The 17,582-nt window shown below is 36.2% G+C and carries 17 protein-coding genes; 14 read left to right on the top strand and 3 right to left on the bottom strand.

The genetic code is table 11. The features are described 5' to 3' along the window. Nucleotides 1-56 precede the first annotated feature (56 nt). Nucleotides 57-488: a hypothetical protein gene (locus tag A5866_RS11045; protein WP_086277650.1), complete on the top strand. Its 432-nt coding sequence runs from the start codon at nucleotides 57-59 to the stop codon at nucleotides 486-488. Between the two features lie 173 nt (nucleotides 489-661). Here A5866_RS11045 and A5866_RS11040 read toward each other — a convergent pair whose 3' ends face one another. Both A5866_RS11040 and A5866_RS11035 read right to left on the bottom strand, forming a co-directional pair. Beyond that, nucleotides 662-1,033 (bottom strand): PaaI family thioesterase, encoded by a 372-nt coding sequence (locus A5866_RS11040; protein WP_086277651.1) that lies wholly within the window; start codon nucleotides 1,031-1,033, stop codon nucleotides 662-664. 19 nt (nucleotides 1,034-1,052) lie between these two features. Then, nucleotides 1,053-1,397, bottom strand: coding sequence for a hypothetical protein (locus A5866_RS11035; RefSeq protein WP_086445381.1), 345 nt, complete (start codon nucleotides 1,395-1,397; stop codon nucleotides 1,053-1,055). Between the two features lie 177 nt (nucleotides 1,398-1,574). Here A5866_RS11035 and A5866_RS11030 point away from each other — a divergent pair, with 177 nt between their 5' ends. From A5866_RS11030 to menC, 8 genes are all read left to right on the top strand, one after another. After that, nucleotides 1,575-1,958: a YccF domain-containing protein gene (locus A5866_RS11030; RefSeq protein WP_086277653.1), complete on the top strand. Its 384-nt coding sequence runs from the start codon at nucleotides 1,575-1,577 to the stop codon at nucleotides 1,956-1,958. Between the two features lie 316 nt (nucleotides 1,959-2,274). Beyond that, entirely contained in the window at nucleotides 2,275-3,798 is a 1,524-nt protein-coding gene (locus A5866_RS11025; RefSeq protein WP_086445382.1) for a zinc ABC transporter substrate-binding protein AdcA, read from the top strand. Nucleotides 3,799-4,515: 717 nt separating this feature from the next. Then, the gene (gene menB, locus A5866_RS11020; RefSeq protein WP_086277655.1) at nucleotides 4,516-5,331 is read left to right on the top strand and encodes a 1,4-dihydroxy-2-naphthoyl-CoA synthase; all 816 of its coding nucleotides are present in this window, start codon (nucleotides 4,516-4,518) and stop codon (nucleotides 5,329-5,331) included. A 12-nt stretch (nucleotides 5,332-5,343) separates the two neighbouring features. Then, the gene (locus A5866_RS11015) at nucleotides 5,344-6,813 is read left to right on the top strand and encodes an o-succinylbenzoate--CoA ligase (RefSeq protein WP_086445383.1); all 1,470 of its coding nucleotides are present in this window, start codon (nucleotides 5,344-5,346) and stop codon (nucleotides 6,811-6,813) included. Continuing rightward, a complete protein-coding gene (locus A5866_RS11010; protein ID WP_086445384.1) occupies nucleotides 6,810-8,192 on the top strand; it encodes an isochorismate synthase in 1,383 nt (460 codons plus the stop codon). The genes A5866_RS11015 and A5866_RS11010 overlap by 4 nt, the downstream gene beginning before the upstream one ends. Continuing rightward, nucleotides 8,176-9,900 carry a 2-succinyl-5-enolpyruvyl-6-hydroxy-3-cyclohexene-1-carboxylic-acid synthase gene (gene menD / locus A5866_RS11005; RefSeq protein WP_086445385.1) on the top strand — a complete coding sequence of 575 codons (1,725 nt, stop codon included), beginning with the start codon at nucleotides 8,176-8,178 and terminating at the stop codon, nucleotides 9,898-9,900. The genes A5866_RS11010 and menD overlap by 17 nt, the downstream gene beginning before the upstream one ends. After that, entirely contained in the window at nucleotides 9,897-10,727 is an 831-nt protein-coding gene (menH, locus tag A5866_RS11000) for a 2-succinyl-6-hydroxy-2,4-cyclohexadiene-1-carboxylate synthase (RefSeq protein WP_086445386.1), read from the top strand. The genes menD and menH overlap by 4 nt, the downstream gene beginning before the upstream one ends. A 21-nt stretch (nucleotides 10,728-10,748) precedes the next feature. After that, a complete protein-coding gene (menC, locus tag A5866_RS10995) occupies nucleotides 10,749-11,858 on the top strand; it encodes an o-succinylbenzoate synthase (RefSeq protein ID WP_086445387.1) in 1,110 nt (369 codons plus the stop codon). Between the two features lie 57 nt (nucleotides 11,859-11,915). Here menC and A5866_RS10990 read toward each other — a convergent pair whose 3' ends face one another. Next, nucleotides 11,916-13,442 carry an AMP-binding protein gene (locus A5866_RS10990; RefSeq protein WP_086445388.1) on the bottom strand — a complete coding sequence of 509 codons (1,527 nt, stop codon included), beginning with the start codon at nucleotides 13,440-13,442 and terminating at the stop codon, nucleotides 11,916-11,918. Nucleotides 13,443-13,749: 307 nt separating this feature from the next. Here A5866_RS10990 and rpsF point away from each other — a divergent pair, with 307 nt between their 5' ends. From rpsF to rplI, 5 genes are all read left to right on the top strand, one after another. Beyond that, on the top strand, nucleotides 13,750-14,052 hold the full coding sequence (gene rpsF / locus A5866_RS10985; RefSeq protein ID WP_010766612.1) for a 30S ribosomal protein S6: 303 nt from the start codon (nucleotides 13,750-13,752) through the stop codon (nucleotides 14,050-14,052). Nucleotides 14,053-14,100: 48 nt separating this feature from the next. Next, nucleotides 14,101-14,652, top strand: coding sequence for a single-stranded DNA-binding protein (ssb, locus tag A5866_RS10980; protein WP_086277665.1), 552 nt, complete (start codon nucleotides 14,101-14,103; stop codon nucleotides 14,650-14,652). A 25-nt stretch (nucleotides 14,653-14,677) separates the two neighbouring features. Beyond that, nucleotides 14,678-14,917 (top strand): 30S ribosomal protein S18, encoded by a 240-nt coding sequence (gene rpsR / locus A5866_RS10975; RefSeq protein ID WP_010762117.1) that lies wholly within the window; start codon nucleotides 14,678-14,680, stop codon nucleotides 14,915-14,917. Between the two features lie 176 nt (nucleotides 14,918-15,093). Next, complete coding sequence (locus A5866_RS10970; RefSeq protein ID WP_086445389.1) at nucleotides 15,094-17,070, top strand: DHH family phosphoesterase; 1,977 nt, start codon at nucleotides 15,094-15,096, stop codon at nucleotides 17,068-17,070. Between the two features lie 35 nt (nucleotides 17,071-17,105). Continuing rightward, on the top strand, nucleotides 17,106-17,558 hold the full coding sequence (gene rplI, locus A5866_RS10965; RefSeq protein ID WP_069653499.1) for a 50S ribosomal protein L9: 453 nt from the start codon (nucleotides 17,106-17,108) through the stop codon (nucleotides 17,556-17,558). The last annotated feature ends 24 nt before the right edge of the window (nucleotides 17,559-17,582 follow it).

The raw sequence follows: 17,582 nt of genomic DNA, 5'->3' as shown, positions 1-17,582 counted from the left end.
GTTTTGAAAAAAATATGATTATAATAAAGAGTAATAAGAAGTGAGAGGTAAAAAGGATGACACAAGAAAAATTATTACTATCGAAAACTTTTTCAAAACAATTAAATATTGGAACGGCGTTATCTAACTTTATCGAAAATATACTAGAAATATTTGGTGGTAAGACAACCGTTTATGAGCGTAGACCGATTACCTTTTCAGAGTATCTTTATGTCGAAATGATCACTTTTTCAAATGGTTTTCAAATTAGAACTAGCTTAAAACGAAATCCAGAGACGTTTGAAATCGAAGCATTTGCTTACTCTGAACCAAACCATGTTTATTTAGCTAATCTAACCACAGAAGAATTAAATTTGATGCATTCACTTGTCAAAAAAGAAAGAGAAAAAATCTTGAATCAAAAATATTCAGAAGTGGATCAAAATGAGCTAGATGTGATGTCATCTTTATTTATGAAATTAAAAATCATAACTGGAGAAATTATGTAATTATAATAAAATAATATAAAAACAAAAGCATCTGGGGAAAAATATAATGTTGATTAGTCTTTCTCTAGAATTAACCTTGAATTTAATTGATGTAAAAAAAACTTTTTTTTGGAATGAGAATAAAAAAGCTGGTAAGTTAAAAATAGCTACACTATTTTAACTTACACGCTTTTTTATTTTTCCGTTCGTTTAAGCAAGGTACAACGACCAACGCTGATCAGATTTCCAGTTTCATTGAAAATTTTTCCTTCCCACACTTGCAAGGAACCGCCAATATGATTTGGTTGGGCTATGACTGTCAGAACGCCCTCCGCGACACTTTTTAGGTGATTGACTTGTAAATCAACGCCGACAGCATAAGCATTTTCTTCTGAAAACTGTTCATTAGCACCTAAACTACAGGCTGTTTCAATTAAAACACCGTTCATTCCGCCATGCAAAATTCCATAAGGCTGTTTATGAAAATCCGCTATTTTCATTGTTAGCACAACTTTTTCTTTAGATTGCTCAGTTGTTTCGATCGTTAAGTAGTCTAGTAAGTGCATAAAAGTCAGTCCTCTCTTGTTATTGTTCGATCAATTCTAGAAATTTGATGACGTTGTCTAAAGCTAATTCATGGTAACTTAAAGAATCAAAGTAAAATACTTTTTCTTTAGGATAATTCTTGCAATCAAACTGTTTCTGTAGTCCTGGTACACAGATAATGGCATCAGCTTCTTGAGCAATCACATCAATATCGGCTATTGAATCATCTAAAGCGACTAGCCAAGGACTATTTTTTGTTTCAAGGGTTTTATTTAATTTAGTTACTAGTTTTTTTTGTTTAAACATCCCTAAAATTGAACCATTCGGTAGTTTACTTTTTCCGAGCATCGGCGTACTTTGGTACACTACAACAGCTTTATTCATAAAATCATCTCCTTTTATTGAAAGAATTACTCTTAATTATGATAGTAACCAAGTTATAGGATGATCACAAGTGATTTTGTATAGTTTAATAAATTTATGCTTAGAGAAAGTATCTATTTTCTGCTTTTATAGTATAATTTAATTTTATATCGTTAAGTAGAAATGGGAGGATTTAAGATGGGCTGTTTAGGAAATATTATTTGGTTTATTTTTGGCGGATTTTTTGGTGGGATAACGTGGCTTTTAGCGGGCATTCTTTGGTGTATTACAATCGTTGGAATTCCGATTGGCTTACAGTGTTTCAAGCTTGCAGGGTTAAGTTTTTGGCCATTTGGCAAAAGAGTTGTCTACAGCACAAGTACAGTTTCATTTTTAGTGAACATTCTTTGGCTAGTTTTCAGCGGATTTTGGTTAGCAGTAGGACATTGTGTCAGTGGAATTATTTTATGTGTAACGATTATTGGGATTCCATTTGGGATGCAGTCGTTTAAATTAGCTAAATTGGCGTTAATGCCGTTTGGAGCTCAAGTTGTGCCTACTAATAGTGTTTATATGGAGTAGTTTTCGAAAATGGAATGGACTGATATAAATCGGAGTAGTAGATTTTGTATCAGTCGTTTTACAAATAAAAGGCCAAGGAAGAAACGTAACGTTTTTTTCTTGGTCTTTTATGCATTCCTTGACAATGAGAAAAAAAATTGTTATATTTTCATTTGGACAAAGTGTAACGATTACGTTTTAGACGATCGAAATCGGAAAGGAGTAGCAAGATGAAGGCCTAAACAATTAAAAAGGTTAGCCAAATAAACCTTTTTAATAGTAGTAATTATTTTAAGATACGACGCATCATATAATAAAACGATTGAGGAGATCAGAAATGAAAAAGAAGTTAAGTCTTATTATCGCGATTGCAGGGCTATTTTTACTAGGTATTGTTTTCACCGCCTGTACCAAATCAAAAACTGAGACAAAAGAGAATAAAGAACAAAAACAATTAACGATTGTTACTTCATTTTATCCGATGTATGAATTTACTAGAAATATAGTTGGCGACGTTGGTGAGGTGACGTTAATGGTTCCAGCAGGAACAGAAGCACATGATTATGAACCTTCTGCAAAAGACATTGCCAAATTACAAGATGCAGATGCCTTTGTTTATAATAGTGAATACATGGAAACTTGGGTGCCTAAGATGGAAAAATCACTAAAGAATGTGACGAGCATTAAAGCAAGTGAAGGCATGGTTCTTTTACCTGGAAATGAAGACCACGACCATTCAGCAGAGGAGAGCCATGAAGGACATTCTCATGACTATGATCCTCATCTATGGTTGAGTCCATTTCGAGCAATCAAAGAAGTAGAAACAATCAGAGATGAATTGATTAACCATTTTCCAGAGCAAAAAACAACATTTACTAAAAATGCGGCCGATTATATCGAACAATTAACGGAGCTTAATGAGCAATACGAAGCAAAATTAGCGAATGCCAAACAAAAGAATTTTATCACCCAACATACAGCTTTTTCTTATCTGGCATTAGATTATAACCTAAAACAAATTCCAATCGCAGGAATTTCTCCTGATCAAGAACCACAGCCTTCTCGGATTGCAGAATTGAAAAAATTAGTTGAAGAAACAGGAATCAACTATATCTATTTTGAAGAAAACGCAAATGACCGAGTAGCGAAAACTTTAGCAAATGAGACGGGTGTAGAATTACTTGTATTAAATCCGTTAGAAGGACTTACCAATGAGGATATGAAAGCAGGCAAAACATATATTAGTGTGATGAAAGAGAATTTAGAGGCGTTGATAAAATCAACAGAAGTTACCCCGAAAAAAGAATTAACTGAAACTGCCGTAAACAAGACAGTTTCAAATGGATATTTTGATGATAAGGATGTTAAAGACCGTGAGCTTTCTGATTATGTAGGTGAGTGGCAATCGGTGTTTCCCTATTTAGAAGATGGCACATTTGATCAAGTATTTGATTATAAAGAAAAACTAACGAAAAAAATGACGGCAGAAGAATACAAAGCCTATTATCAAAAAGGATACCAAACAGACGTGGATCGAATTGATATTAGCAAAGATGCCATGACATTTATAGTAGGGGATAAAAAGTATTCATCGAAATACAAATACGCAGGCAAAGAAATCTTAACTTATAAAGCAGGAAATCGTGGCGTTCGCTATTTATTTGAAGCTACAGAAGACACGCCTTACAAATATGTTCAATTTTCAGATCATGGAATCGCACCGTCAAAAGCAGCACATTTCCATATTTATTTTGGCGATGAAAGTCAGCAAAAATTATTAGAAGAAATGGATAATTGGCCAACATATTATCCTGTTAATATGACTGGTTTTGAGATTGCGCAAGAGATGTTGGCACATTGATAGGATGTAAATAGTTAAGTATAAACATTTTTTATAGTAAAAAATTAAAATAGACATGTGATCAAAAAAGCAGCTTTCTGAAAGAATTGTTCTTTCAGAAAGCTGCTTTTTATTTATTCTATTTTATATTAGTTCAATAAAATTGATTTATTAAGTCTGTGTTTATGCTATTTTTGCTCCTTTCGTATCCGAATATTATAACAAAGGACTGCTGCAATACTTACAGTGATTAAAGCAGAAAATAACTAGATAATTATTGAGCTGTATGCTGGAATTCCCCAAAAATGGCAAATGCATAATAGACTATTTTGACTTGAAAAAAGCTATGGATGACTCCGCCTACAGCTCTAGCGATAATAATGTAAATAAATGTTTTGCGATATGGAACGATTAGACCATATATAATAGGTTCTGTAATACCACTAATTTCAAACTAAAAGAACATTGCCTTTGGAGAAATACTTAGTATTTTTCGAGAAAGGTTTTCTATTTTCGTAAAAAATCTTATTTGCTTTTATCATTCTCTAAACCGTCTATCATTCTAAAATATCCATATTTGTGTATAATAGAAGCATTGAAAACTAATTTAGCTGTGTAAGCTAACTCCCAAGGGAAAAGAAAAAAATTGAGTGAGACAAAAAACTCAGTCATACGTTCCTATTTTCAGTCAGAGCTAAGCGGCTTGTTCCGCTTTTAAAATTATAAGGAGGTTTCCTCATGAGAAACTGGACAACGATCAAAGAATACGATGAAATTTTATTTGAACAAGAAGGTAAAGTAGCAAAAATCACGATTAATCGTCCTCAGGTGCATAATGCCTTCACACCAAAAACGGTTATGGAAATGATCGATGCTTTTAATATTAGCCGTGATAAACAAGATGTTGGTGTGATTATTTTGACAGGTGCAGGCGACAAAGCGTTTTGTTCCGGTGGAGATCAAAAAGTCCGTGGACATGGTGGCTATGTAGGAGAAGATAGTGTTCCTCGTTTAAATGTACTAGATTTACAACGCTTGATTCGAGTAATTCCAAAACCTGTTATCGCAATGGTCAAAGGGTATTCGATCGGTGGGGGAAATGTCCTTCAACTGGTTTGTGATTTAACGATTGCAGCAGATAATGCTAAATTCGGTCAAACTGGGCCAAATGTAGGTAGTTTTGACGGCGGTTATGGTTCTGGTTATTTAGCTCGTGTAGTGGGTCATAAAAAAGCCAAAGAAGTTTGGTTCCTATGTAAACAATATTCAGCTGAAGAAGCATTGGATATGGGGTGGATCAATACGGTTGTCCCATTAGCGGAAATTGAAGATGTTACGATGGAATGGGCAGAAGAAATGTTGAAGAAAAGCCCTCTCGCATTACGTATGATCAAAGCTTCTTTAAATGCTGATACCGATGGACTAGCTGGAATTCAGCAATTAGCAGGGGATGCAACGTTGCTTTATTACACAATGGATGAAGCAAAAGAAGGCCGTGATTCATTTAAAGAAAAACGCGACCCAGATTTCGATCAATTTCCTAAATTTCCATAAAGGGTGAAAATCATGAGTAGTTGGCTGCAAAAACAAGTAAATGAACGACCCGATCAGCCTGCTTTTTATTGGCAGGATGAAACATGGTCATTTGCTGAAGTTGGGCAGGAAGTCAAACAGTGGGCAGATACATTTTCTATGAAAATTCCCAGTAAAGAAAAACGAATCGGTCTATTTAGCCGTAATTCAAAAGAAATGTATTTTTCAATTCTTGCTCTGTGGGCGTTAGGAAAAGAATTGGTTTTGCTAAATACACAATTAAGCATACAAGAACTTCGTTATCAATTGACGGATGCTAAGGTAAATCAGGTAGTGGTTGCTACGGAAAGTTTGTCCTTTTTTGCTAAATTAGATTTTTTAACTGTAACTGAAATGATACAGCCTGAAACTAACCTTTTATCAACAAGTGAAACCACTCCTGCCTACAATCTTGATGCAACAGCTTCGATCATGTACACATCAGGTACTACAGGGAATCCCAAAGGTGTTGTGCAGTGTTTTAGTAATCATTTGGCTAGCGCTTTAGCAACGCAAGAAAACATGAAAATCACAGAAGCAGATTGTTGGCTATGTCCAGTCCCCTTATTTCATATCAGTGGGCTGTCGATCATCATTCGTCAATTAGTATTAGGCTGCAGTTTACGTTTATATAGTAAATTTGAGGCAAAAGCAGTGACGGAAGATCTAGCTGATGGTCAGGGAACGGTGATTTCGGTCGTGGCGGTCATGTTGCGGGAGTTGCTAGAACATTATCCTAAGAACGGCTACAGATCAACTTTTAAAGCGATGTTGCTTGGAGGCGGCCCGATTTCACCTAAAGCATTGGAAAAATGCGAAAGTTATGGTATTCCTGTGATTCAGTCATACGGAATGACTGAAACCTGTTCACAAGTCGTGGCTTTAAGCTTTGAAGATGCTGCGAAAAAAATTGGTTCAGCAGGTAAACCGTTGATGGGAATAGCGCTCAAGATTGTTGATGCTAATGAAAAACAGCTAGAGCCTAACAACGTCGGTGAGATTCTATTAAAAGGGAAAAATGTCGTTCGTCACTATTTAAATGGTGAACAATGGCAAACCGTAAAATGGACGCCAGATGGCTGGTTCAAAACGGGGGATATGGGGTATCTGGATGAAGATGGCTATCTTTATCTGGTCAGTCGTTTAAGTGAGTTGATCATTTCAGGCGGTGAAAACATCTATCCTACAGAAATTGAACATGTTTTACAAGAATTTCCCGGAGTAAAAGAAGTTGCAGTCGTTGGCGAGCCCGATGAAAAATGGGATGCAGTTCCTGTAGCGTATATTGTTGGTGCACCAACGATTACAGCAGAAATGATAAACGCATTTGCAAAACAATATTTAGCAAAATATAAACTACCTAAACGGGTTTATTTATGCCACTCGCTACCAAAAACAGCTAGTGGGAAATTAGCGAAACACCGTTTAACAACAATAGAAAGGGAGGCTTTTTTAAACAAATGAGCATTCCTAAAGAATTAGTACAAGCTTTTGAAAAAGGCTATCGACAATTTAGCTGGGTCAAAGAAATAAATGAAAACCAAGATTCTTTGCGTACTTCTTTTGAGAAGGGGCAAAAAAAATATAAAAGCGAACGTTTTTATTGGCAAACACCAGAAAAAAACTTTACGCTAGTTGGCTTCGGTAAAGCAAAAGAACTGACGGATGATCAGGCATCTTTTGAAAAAGTCGATGCATTTATTTTAGAGGAAAAAGCAAAAATTTATCAAAACAACTTTATCACGGGTACAGGTGCTATTTTGTTTGGTGGTTTTGCTTTTGATAGCAAACCAATCGAGCAAAATGATTGGGGGCGCATGGAGCAAGGGCTATTTTATTTGCCAACCTTTTTACTGACAGAAATCGATGGGAAACAGTACCTTACAATGAATTTCAGTGCTGAAACTGAAGATGCATTACAGCAAAAGTGGCAACAACTTACAGAAGAGTTTGCAAGCGTTATGGAAACTGAGAAAGTTGCGAAAAAAGAACCTGCACAAATCAAAGCAGAAGAAATTGCGGTTTCAGAGTGGATGACGGTCGTTGATGATACTGTAGCGAAATTGCGAGAAGCAGGTCCGTTAAAAAAAGTTGTTTTAGCCAGACGGATGGAAGTGAAGAGTAATCAACCCTTTCAAGCAGAGGTTATTTTACAAAATCTCCAACAACAGCAAACCAATACGTATTTTTTTGTTTTAGAATCAGATGAACAAATCTTTGTTGGTGCGACACCGGAATGCTTATTAAAAGCTTCTAAAGAAACCTTTTCAACGGCTAGTATCGCAGGTTCTGTTTCACGTGGAACAACCGAAACTGAAGATGACTCACTAGGTCATTATTTGCTAAATGATTTGAAAAATAAGCAAGAGCACAAAATTGTTGTCGACAGAATCATCAAAGAATTAGAACAGATGACAGGGACTTCGATTCAAGCTACAACGCCGCAACTATTAAAGAATCGTGATATTCAGCATTTGTACTTACCGATCGAAGGAAAGCGGAAAAAAGCTTATCGATTCTTGAAGGGAGTTCAGCAGCTACATCCAACACCAGCATTAGGTGGAGAACCAAAAGAATTAGCTATAGCGTGGCTTAAGGAGCATGAACAGTTGGATAGAGGATTATATGGTGCTCCAATCGGCTGGGTTGCGATTAAAGAAGATATTGGCGAATTTGCCGTAGGGATTCGTTCAGCAGTGTTTACGGGGGCGATTGGTTATTTATATGCAGGTTGCGGGGTCGTTAAAGATTCTCAAGCAGAACAAGAACGAATCGAGACAAAAATCAAATTTCAACCGATGTTAAGAGGAATAGGCGGGGAAGATCGTGACAAATCAAAGTGATATGACAAATTATTTACAAACCTTTGTTGAAGGAATGATCAGTAGTGGTGTAGAACAAGCTGTGATAAGTCCAGGTTCACGTTCCACACCACTTGCTTTATTATTGCATCGACAAGGACAAATCGAAACGTTTACCGAAGTGGATGAGCGATCAGCAGCTTTCTTTGCATTAGGGTTAAGCAAGGCAAGTAGTAAGCCGGTTGTTTTATTATGTACTTCAGGAACCGCTGCGGCAAATTACTATCCAGCAATTTGTGAAGCCTATGCTAGTCATATTCCGTTGATCGTTTTGACTACAGATCGGCCACATGAATTACGTCAAGTTGGTGCGCCGCAAGCAATGGACCAATTTCACTTGTTTCAAGGCCATGTCAAAGAGTTTATCGAAATGGCTATCCCAGAAGGCACGAAAATAATGTTGGATTATGCTTATTGGCAAGGAATGCGAGCGACAGATACAGCATGTCAAATCCCTAAAGGTCCTATTCATTTGAATTTTCCATTACGAGAACCGTTATTACCCAATTTAGATCGATCATTGATCGCTGAAAAAACAACTACCATTTTGGCAGGTAAAAAGCAACTGTCAAAAGAACAGATAATCAACTGTGTTGATGCTTGGCAAGGGAAGCAAGGCATTTTAGTGGTCGGGGGCAATCATACATCAGAAGAAGCTGAAGTATTTATTCAATTAGCCGAAACCTTAAACTGGCCAATCATTAGCGACCCGTTGGCAAATATCACAGCATGCGGCAAAAACAGTCCATTAATCATGAGATGTGCGGATCTTTTTATCCAAGAAGTTGAAATGATCCAATATCCAGAAGTAGTCGTTCGCTTTGGAATGTTACCTATTTCCAAAAATACAATGTTTTGGCTACAATCACTTGAGGATAAGACTACAATGTATTTTGTTGATGAAACAGGTGAGTGGCAAGACCAATTAAAACAAACACAAGTTGCGATCCAAGCCGAAGAACAAACTTTTATTCAAGCAATCATTAATAAAGTTGAAACAAAAACCGTGGACTCATGGAGTAATCAATGGATGACTTGGCAAGAAATAACAGAACAGCAATTAAATGAACTTAGCGAAATGAAAACATTAAACGAAACATCAGCAAGTCTGCTTGTCCATAAGAAAATGGCAGATAACGGTCAGTTGTTTGTTTCTAATAGTAATGCAATTCGCTTTCTAGATCGGTTTTCAACAGCTGAATCAAATCATTATCAGTTATTTGGAAATCGTGGGATCAATGGTATTGATGGGATTGTCTCAACTGCTTTGGGGATGTGTGCAATAAATCCAGAGCGTCAGAATGTATTGTTGATTGGTGATTTGGCGATGTATCATGATATGAACGGGTTATTATTGGCTAAACGTTATAACTTACCATTGACGATTATTTTACTGAACAATAATGGCGGCGGTATTTTTTCTTTTCTTTCACAACGTCAGTTAGCAGTGGAGGATTTTGAACCAATTTTCGGAACACCGATCGATTTAGATTTTTCTTTAGTTGCACAATTGTATGACGCAAACTATGTTAAAGCTGAAAGTTTAGAACAGTTGGCGGTATTGTTGGAAAAAACACAAAAACAGCCTGCATTTCAAATTATTGAAGTTGTTGGTGAGCGTCAAGAAAACGTTCAACTCTACGAAAAAGTAATGATGAGATTAAAAGAAAAGCTAAGGGAAAAAGAATGAATGCAACGATAAATGGAGTAAACTATTATTATGAGTGGTTTTCAGAGTACAAAGCGAAACGACCAACAGTGGTTTGCTTTCATGGATTTACTGGTACTAGCCAGACCTTTGCGCCTGTTTTTCTAAAAGAAAGAGAGCTCAATATTTTAGCGATTGATTTGATCGGACATGGAAAAACCGACTGTTATGTCCATCCATATCGCTATCAGATGGATTGCTTGTGTCAAGATATTGCCATATTGACTGAGCAGCTAGGTATTTTCAAGTTTTCGTTATTAGGCTATTCAATGGGTGCTAGAGCTGCTTTAGGATTCGCCTACTTATTTCCTCAAAAGATTCAGCAACTGATCTTAGAAAGCGGATCTCCAGGTTTAAAGGGGAAAACAGAGCGAATACTGCGCAAATATTCTGATGAACATTTAGCTGGTTTTATTATGAGTCACTCTATCGAAGCTTTTGTTGAGAAATGGGAAAAACTACCTCTTTTTGCTAGCCAAAAAAAATTATCAATCCAAGTTCAGGAAGCTGTACGACAAGAACGTTTGGCGCAACGAAATTTTGGACTTGCCTGTAGTTTGTGGTTTATGGGGACCGGAGTTCAGCCAGACTTTTGGCCAGAGCTAGATAAGTTAAAAGTACCAACTTTGTTAATAGTTGGTGAATTAGATCATAAATTTCAACAGATTGCTGCAAAAATGAAAGAAAGACAGCCCGCTTTTTTGATTGAAATTGTTAGTAACACAGGTCACTGCATTCATTTAGAAAAACCACAGACGTTTGAGAAAATCGTTATATCATTTGTCACTAGCTCATCAGAAGACAGCTAACAACTTAAGGAGGACATACAATTGAAAATTCATCGAGTTGACTGTTATCGTGTTCGGCTACCGCTAAGGATTCCCTTTAAAACAAGTTATGGTCTTTTAGCAGAGAAAGCTTTTGATCTTGTGTTAGTGACCGATGAACTGGGGAATCAAGGAATTGGCGAACTGGTTCCATTTGAGCAGCCCGATTACATAGAAGAGACAATTGACACAGCTCGTATCATACTTCAAAAACATTTAATTCCTTTACTGGATAATGTAGACATCCAACATCCTAAAGAAGTAGCACTGCTTTTTAACGAAGTAAAAGGAAACTACATGGCTAAATCTAGCCTTGAAACAGCAATTTGGGATTTATATGCTAAACGAAATGGAAAAAGCTTAAAAGAGTATTTTACTGATACTAGAGCACAAATTCCTGTAGGTGTCAGCGTCGGTATCCAGACGGATTTGACTAAATTATTGGATCAAATTACTAAATATGTAGGACTAGGATACCAACGAATTAAATTAAAGATACGTCCTGGTTATGATTTAAAACCAATTGATGCTATTCGGAACAAATTCCCTGACTTACCATTGATGGTTGATGCTAATTCAGCCTATGCCATTTCAGATATCTCACATTTGAAGCAATTAGATACATATGATCTAGCTATGATCGAACAACCTTTTGCAGCGAATGACTTTTTAGACCATGCGCAGTTGCAAAAAGAACTAAAAACGGATATCTGCTTGGATGAAAATATTCGAACACTTAAAGATTGTGAATTGGCCTTTTCTTTGGGAAGTTGTCGGAGTATAAACTTGAAAATTCCTAGAGTTGGTGGACTCACAGAAGCAATGAAAATCGTTGAATTTTGCAAAGAAAAAGAATTACTAGTCTGGCTAGGCGGAATGTTTGAGTCTGGTGTGGGTAGAGCGCTGAATTTACAGTTTGCCTCTCAAAAATTATTTACTTTTCCGGGAGATATTTCGGCTTCTGATCGCTATTATTACGAAGATATTATTACGGAACCATTTGAGATTCGAAAAGGGGAAATTAAGGTGCCTGATGGATTAGGAATTGGTGTTTTATTAGCCCAAGAAACGTTATTGAAATATGGAACTTACAACTCCTTATTTGTAAAATAAAAAGAATCACAAACTAATTCTTTTGCTTAGTTTGTGATTCTTTTTTATGCTAGACTTTTAATTTTCTTTCAGTGCTTTTTCAATTTGCAATCGTTGGACTTTCATCGTTGCTGTACGAGGAATTTCATCCCAATCCATAATAATCGGTTTGTTCAAGTGAGGTAAATCAGTCACTTGTTCCCACCAAGCATCCCAGTCCATTCCTTGTTTTGGATCAACGGCTAAGATTGGTTGAGGAGAGTTATCCTTCGCTCGAACAATGATCACTTCTTGAAGAAAATCAAGAGCATCTAATAAATGATCCTCAATCGCCAAATTACTATCGATCTTATCAATCAAATCGACTTGACGGTCTTTAAGGAATAAATGTCCATTTTCATCCATAAAGCCATAATCACCACTATCCCACCAAGGACCAAAAACAGTTGCTTGGAAGCGGTCATCTTCTTTAAAATAAGTTAGCGCACGTCCTTTAGACAAGAACTGGATATGTCCATCAGTCATAGCTGGTAAAACGTTACCTTTCTTATCCGCGATTCGTGCTTCAGTTAAACCTTCTAAACCAACCCCCATATCACGAGCGTCAGATAGTTTAAGTGATTCTAAAGTATGAGCTTTTAAGATCATTGGACCACATTCACTTTGACCATAAACTTGAAGGAAAATTGGGTCATTTTTTTCTGAAGCTTTTAAGAAGCTCGCCATCGTGGCATTATTAATAGCATCAAAAGTAGAATGATAATAACGAACGCTTGTAAAGGCTTCTGGCTGTCTTTTGGCTAGCGATGTCCACTGAACAAAATTATTAGGATGAGTTTCTAGAGCGATTGGTTGATATTTTAAGAGCATTTCTGCTACGGAGTCACTATTCGATATCGATAATGGCATCATCGGGAAACCCATAGCCATCAAAGAAGAAATCCCAATATTGAAACGAGAGTGAACAGGCGAAATATGAAATCCAACCAGTTTTTTCTCAGCGATTTTTGTAAAGATTGTTTTTTGCCATTTTGTACGCCACCCCATAGAATTAGCAGAGTGACAGATTAGTTTAGGAATACCAGTTGTACCAGAGGTATGTGTCATGTAAGCAATCATATCTTTAGGTAATTCTACTTGAGGGACTTCATTAGCTGGTGCTTGTAAAAGGTTTGCCACTGAAATTTGTTTTTCGGGTGAACTATTTTTTACTTTTGCGATTTTTGATGCCGTTTCTTCATCAAATAGGATAAATGGATTTTCCAAACGATCAACAAATACTTCAATTGTTTCAGCTGGGAAATGATAAGAAATCATCGCTGGAACAGCACCTAAATAAGAGGCGGCAACTGCTAACAGATACGTATCGAATTTTGAGCTTTTGAAAATGATGATTTTATCTTCAGCCTTTACGCCTAAACTAGCCAATTGATAAGCGCGGTTTAAGATCGCTTCATGACTTAATTGATAAGTGTAATTCGTTCCAAGTTCAGGAAAAGCTGGTAGAGGTTCATCATGAATAATAGCTGTTTTAGGGTTATTACGTGTTGCCTCAAGATAATTCGTGTACAGGTTGAGCGGTTGGTATTCTAACAATTGATTCAATGTAACAGCATCCTTTCAAACTACTTTAGATTATTTGTGTAATTTCGAACAAGGATAGTATACCACGAAAAATAAATAACCTAAATCATAAGTAAAAAAGTAAAAAAAGCTGATTTACACGTATATTAATAGTAAGACCTGAGAGAAAAATGATTGTCAAAAAAAATGATCAAAAATTGCGAAGAATACTTGATTTTATCAGCTTTTAGCTGTATAATGAAACATTGTGAGTAGTCTATATATTTTAGATAACTCTCCTTGCTCTTAGCAAACTAAGAGCCTAAAGTCCATAGGGAGGTGAAAATCAATGAGTCAAGTTACGAATTATGAAGTTATGTACATTATTCGTCCGAACATTGATGAAGAAGCAAAAACTGCTTTAGTAGAACGTTTCGACACGATCTTAAAAGATAACGGAGCTGAAGTTATCGAATCAAAAGATTGGGAAAAACGCCGCTTAGCATATGAAATGAACGGATTCCGTGAAGGCATCTATCATATCGTTAAAGTATCTTCTCCATCAACTGCAGGAGCAATCAATGAATTTGATCGTCTTGCTAAAATCAATGACGATATTATCCGTCACATGATTATCAAGGAAGAAGTTTAATCAAAATGTTTCACGTGAAACATTGGGTTGACGAAAGGAGATGTTTAAATGATTAACAACGTTGTATTAGTTGGAAGACTAACAAAAGATCCAGATTTACGATATACCTCTAGTGGTTCTGCAGTTGCGACATTTACTTTAGCGGTAAACCGTAACTTTACGAATGCGAATGGAAATCGTGAAGCAGATTTTATTAACTGTGTGATTTGGCGTAAACCTGCTGAAACAATGGCAAACTATGCGCGTAAAGGTACATTATTAGGCGTAACTGGTCGTATTCAAACTAGAAATTATGAGAATCAACAAGGTCAACGTGTATACGTAACTGAAGTTGTTTGTGAGAATTTCCAGTTGTTAGAGTCTCGTTCTGCTTCAGAACAAAGACAAACAACAGAAGGATCAGATTCGGCACCAAGTTATAATGCTGGTGGCGGAAGTAGTTTTCAACCACAGAACAATAATTTTTCAGGACAAAACAATTTTAATCAATCATCCTCTCAGTCTAACAATAACGGTATGCCTGATTTCGATAGAGATTCTGATCCATTTGGTGGAACAGGCTCGACTATTGACATTTCAGATGATGATTTACCATTCTAAACGAATTTGATAGGAGGGAATAAGAATGGCACAACAAAGAAGAGGCGGACGTAAACGTCGTAAAGTCGATTATATCGCTGCTAACCATATTGAATATATTGATTATAAAGATATCGAATTATTAAAAAAATTCATTTCTGAACGTGGAAAAATTTTGCCACGTCGTGTAACAGGTACTGGCGCTAAGAACCAACGCAAATTAACAATTGCAATCAAACGTGCACGTATCATGGGCTTATTACCATTTGTTGGTGAAGAGCAATAATATAGAATTACTTAGAGATCAAAGGACTAGTTAGTTCTTTGATCTTTTTTTAGTTTAAATGTAAATAACTGTGAGTGTGGATTTTGAATGTTTCACGTGAAACATTTAGTAACTCGCAGAAATCACTTTTTTATGCTAAAATAGCTTTATCTGCAGAACATGGAGGAGTCCTTATAATGAAAAAAAATGGAATGAAACGGATTTTGGGTTCTGTATTCGTTCTCTTTTTATTAGAAGTAATGTTGCTTTTCTTCTTATCTAATAAATACATGATTATAGCTGGTTTATTAATACTCAATCTCGTATTGATCAATCGGATTTTCTACTTAATCAAAAAAATTGAAATATCTAATACAGAAAAAATCAGAGAAGCAAGTACGATTGCAGAAAAGTCATTAGATTATGCTTTTAATGAAGTGTCTGTTGGGATTATAAATTACGATCCAGACACAAAAGAAGCAAAGTGGTTAAACCCGTTCGCGGAAGATATTTTTCATAAAGATGGGCAAACACTTATCAGCTCAGAATTAATACAAACCTATGTATCACGAGCTGAAAAAGGTAAAGATATATTTAAAGTTGGTGATCATGTATATCGTTTTAATATTGATACAAATCAAAATACGATAACCTTTAAGGATATTACAGAAGAGAGTAATTTGTATCAAGAAAAATTGGAGATGCAGACAGCTATTGGAATTGTATCAGTTGATAACTATGATGATATTACAGATAGTATGGACGAAAAAGAAATCTCTTACTTGAATAGTTTTATTACCACAATGGTTTCTGATTGGATGGATGAATATCAAGTTTTTTATAAAAGACTGAATGCGGAACGTTATTTCTTTATTGCGCAGTTAGAAGATATCAAAAAAATGATGGACACTAAATTTCAAATTTTAGATAAGATCAGAAAAGAATCAAGTACAAGAGAGATAGCAATTACATTAAGTATGGGCATCTCATATGGTGGTGAAACATTAAGTCAAACAGGAAATACCGCCCAAACAAACTTGGATACAGCATTAGTTAGAGGTGGCGACCAAGTCGTAGTTAAAGAAGCGAAAGATAATGCTAAACCAATTTTTTATGGTGGTAGAACAGCTTCCGTCGCAAAGAGAACACGAGTTCGTTCTAGAGCAATGAGTACAGCAATTCAAGGGATTTTGGCAGAGTCATCCGATGTTTATATCATGGGACATCGCTTTCCTGACATGGATGCGATCGGTTCAGCTTTTGGTATGGCACGACTAGCTAAATTTCATCATAAGGAAGCTTGGGTCGTACTAGATAAAAATGAAAGTATTCCTGATGTTGACCGAGTAATGGCTGAACTGGAAAAATATCCTGAGCTGGCGAAGCAAATCATTACACCAAAGGAAGCAATGAAACGAAAAACAGATAGCAGTCTATTGATTATGGTTGACTACCATAAACCGTCACTTTCGATCTCGCAAGAGCTATATGAACAGTTTGATAAAGTCGTAATTATCGATCACCATCGTCGTGGGGATGAATTTCCTGCTAAACCATTGCTGGCTTACATTGAATCATCTGCGTCATCTGCTTCAGAGTTAGTAACTGAATTGATCGAATACCAAAGTAACGCTCAAAGAAGTTTGGATAAGCTTGAAGCAACCTTATTATTAGCGGGAATCGTTGTGGATACAAAAAGTTTTAGTGTCCGGACAACGGCACGCACCTTTGATGTGGCCAGTTATTTAAGAACTTGTGGAGCAGATTCATCTTTAGTACAATATTTATTAAGCTCAGATTTAACTAGTTATTTGGAAATGAACAGTTTGATTGCTCAAAGTGAATATGTTACACCTGACACAGTCATTGTAACTGGCAGCGAAGAGAAGGAATATGATAGTGTGACTGCAGCGAAAACGGCAGATACATTATTATCGATGGTGGGCATCAACGCGGCTTTTGTAATAACAAAAAGAACGGATAAGCAAATTGGGATCAGCGCACGAAGTAACGGGTCGATCAACGTCCAACTGATTATGGAAAATTTAGGCGGAGGTGGTCATTTTACGAATGCTGCGGTACAATTAACAAATGTAACAGTGACTGAGGTAAAAGAGCAGCTACTGAAAGTGATTCAACAAAATATAGATGTAATGTATGATCCAGCTCCATAAACTTCTATGCTTTAAAAATAAGGAGGAATAATAGTATGAAAGTTATTTTTTTACAAGACGTTAAAGGTAAAGGGAAAAAAGGAGAAGTCAAAGAAGTACCAACAGGTTACGCTCAAAACTTTCTAATCAAAAATGGTTACGCTCAAGAAGCCAATAAAGGGAGTATCAGTGCTTTAGCTGGACAAAAGAAAGCACAAGATAAACATGAAGCAGAAATTTTAGCAGAAGCCAAAAAAATGCAAGAATTTCTAGAAAAAGAAGAAACTGTTGTAGAGCTTAAAGCGAAGGCTGGAGAGGATGGACGTCTCTTTGGGTCTATTCCTTCAAAACAAATCGCAGAAGCCTTAAACAAGCAATATAAGGTCAAATTAGATAAACGTAAGCTAGAACTATCGCAACCGATTCGTTCGCTAGGCTTTACAAAAGTTCCAGTTAAATTACATCATGAAGTAACGGCAACGATCAAAGTTCATGTTGTAGAAGAATAATGAGTAAAAAACAGAGGCTAACCT

The sequence above is a fragment of the Enterococcus sp. 12C11_DIV0727 genome, from assembly GCF_002148425.2.
GTDB lineage: Bacteria > Bacillota > Bacilli > Lactobacillales > Enterococcaceae > Enterococcus_L > Enterococcus_L lemimoniae.
The sequence above is the reverse complement of the archived record's forward strand: the minus strand, read 5'-3'. Positions and strand labels throughout refer to the sequence as shown.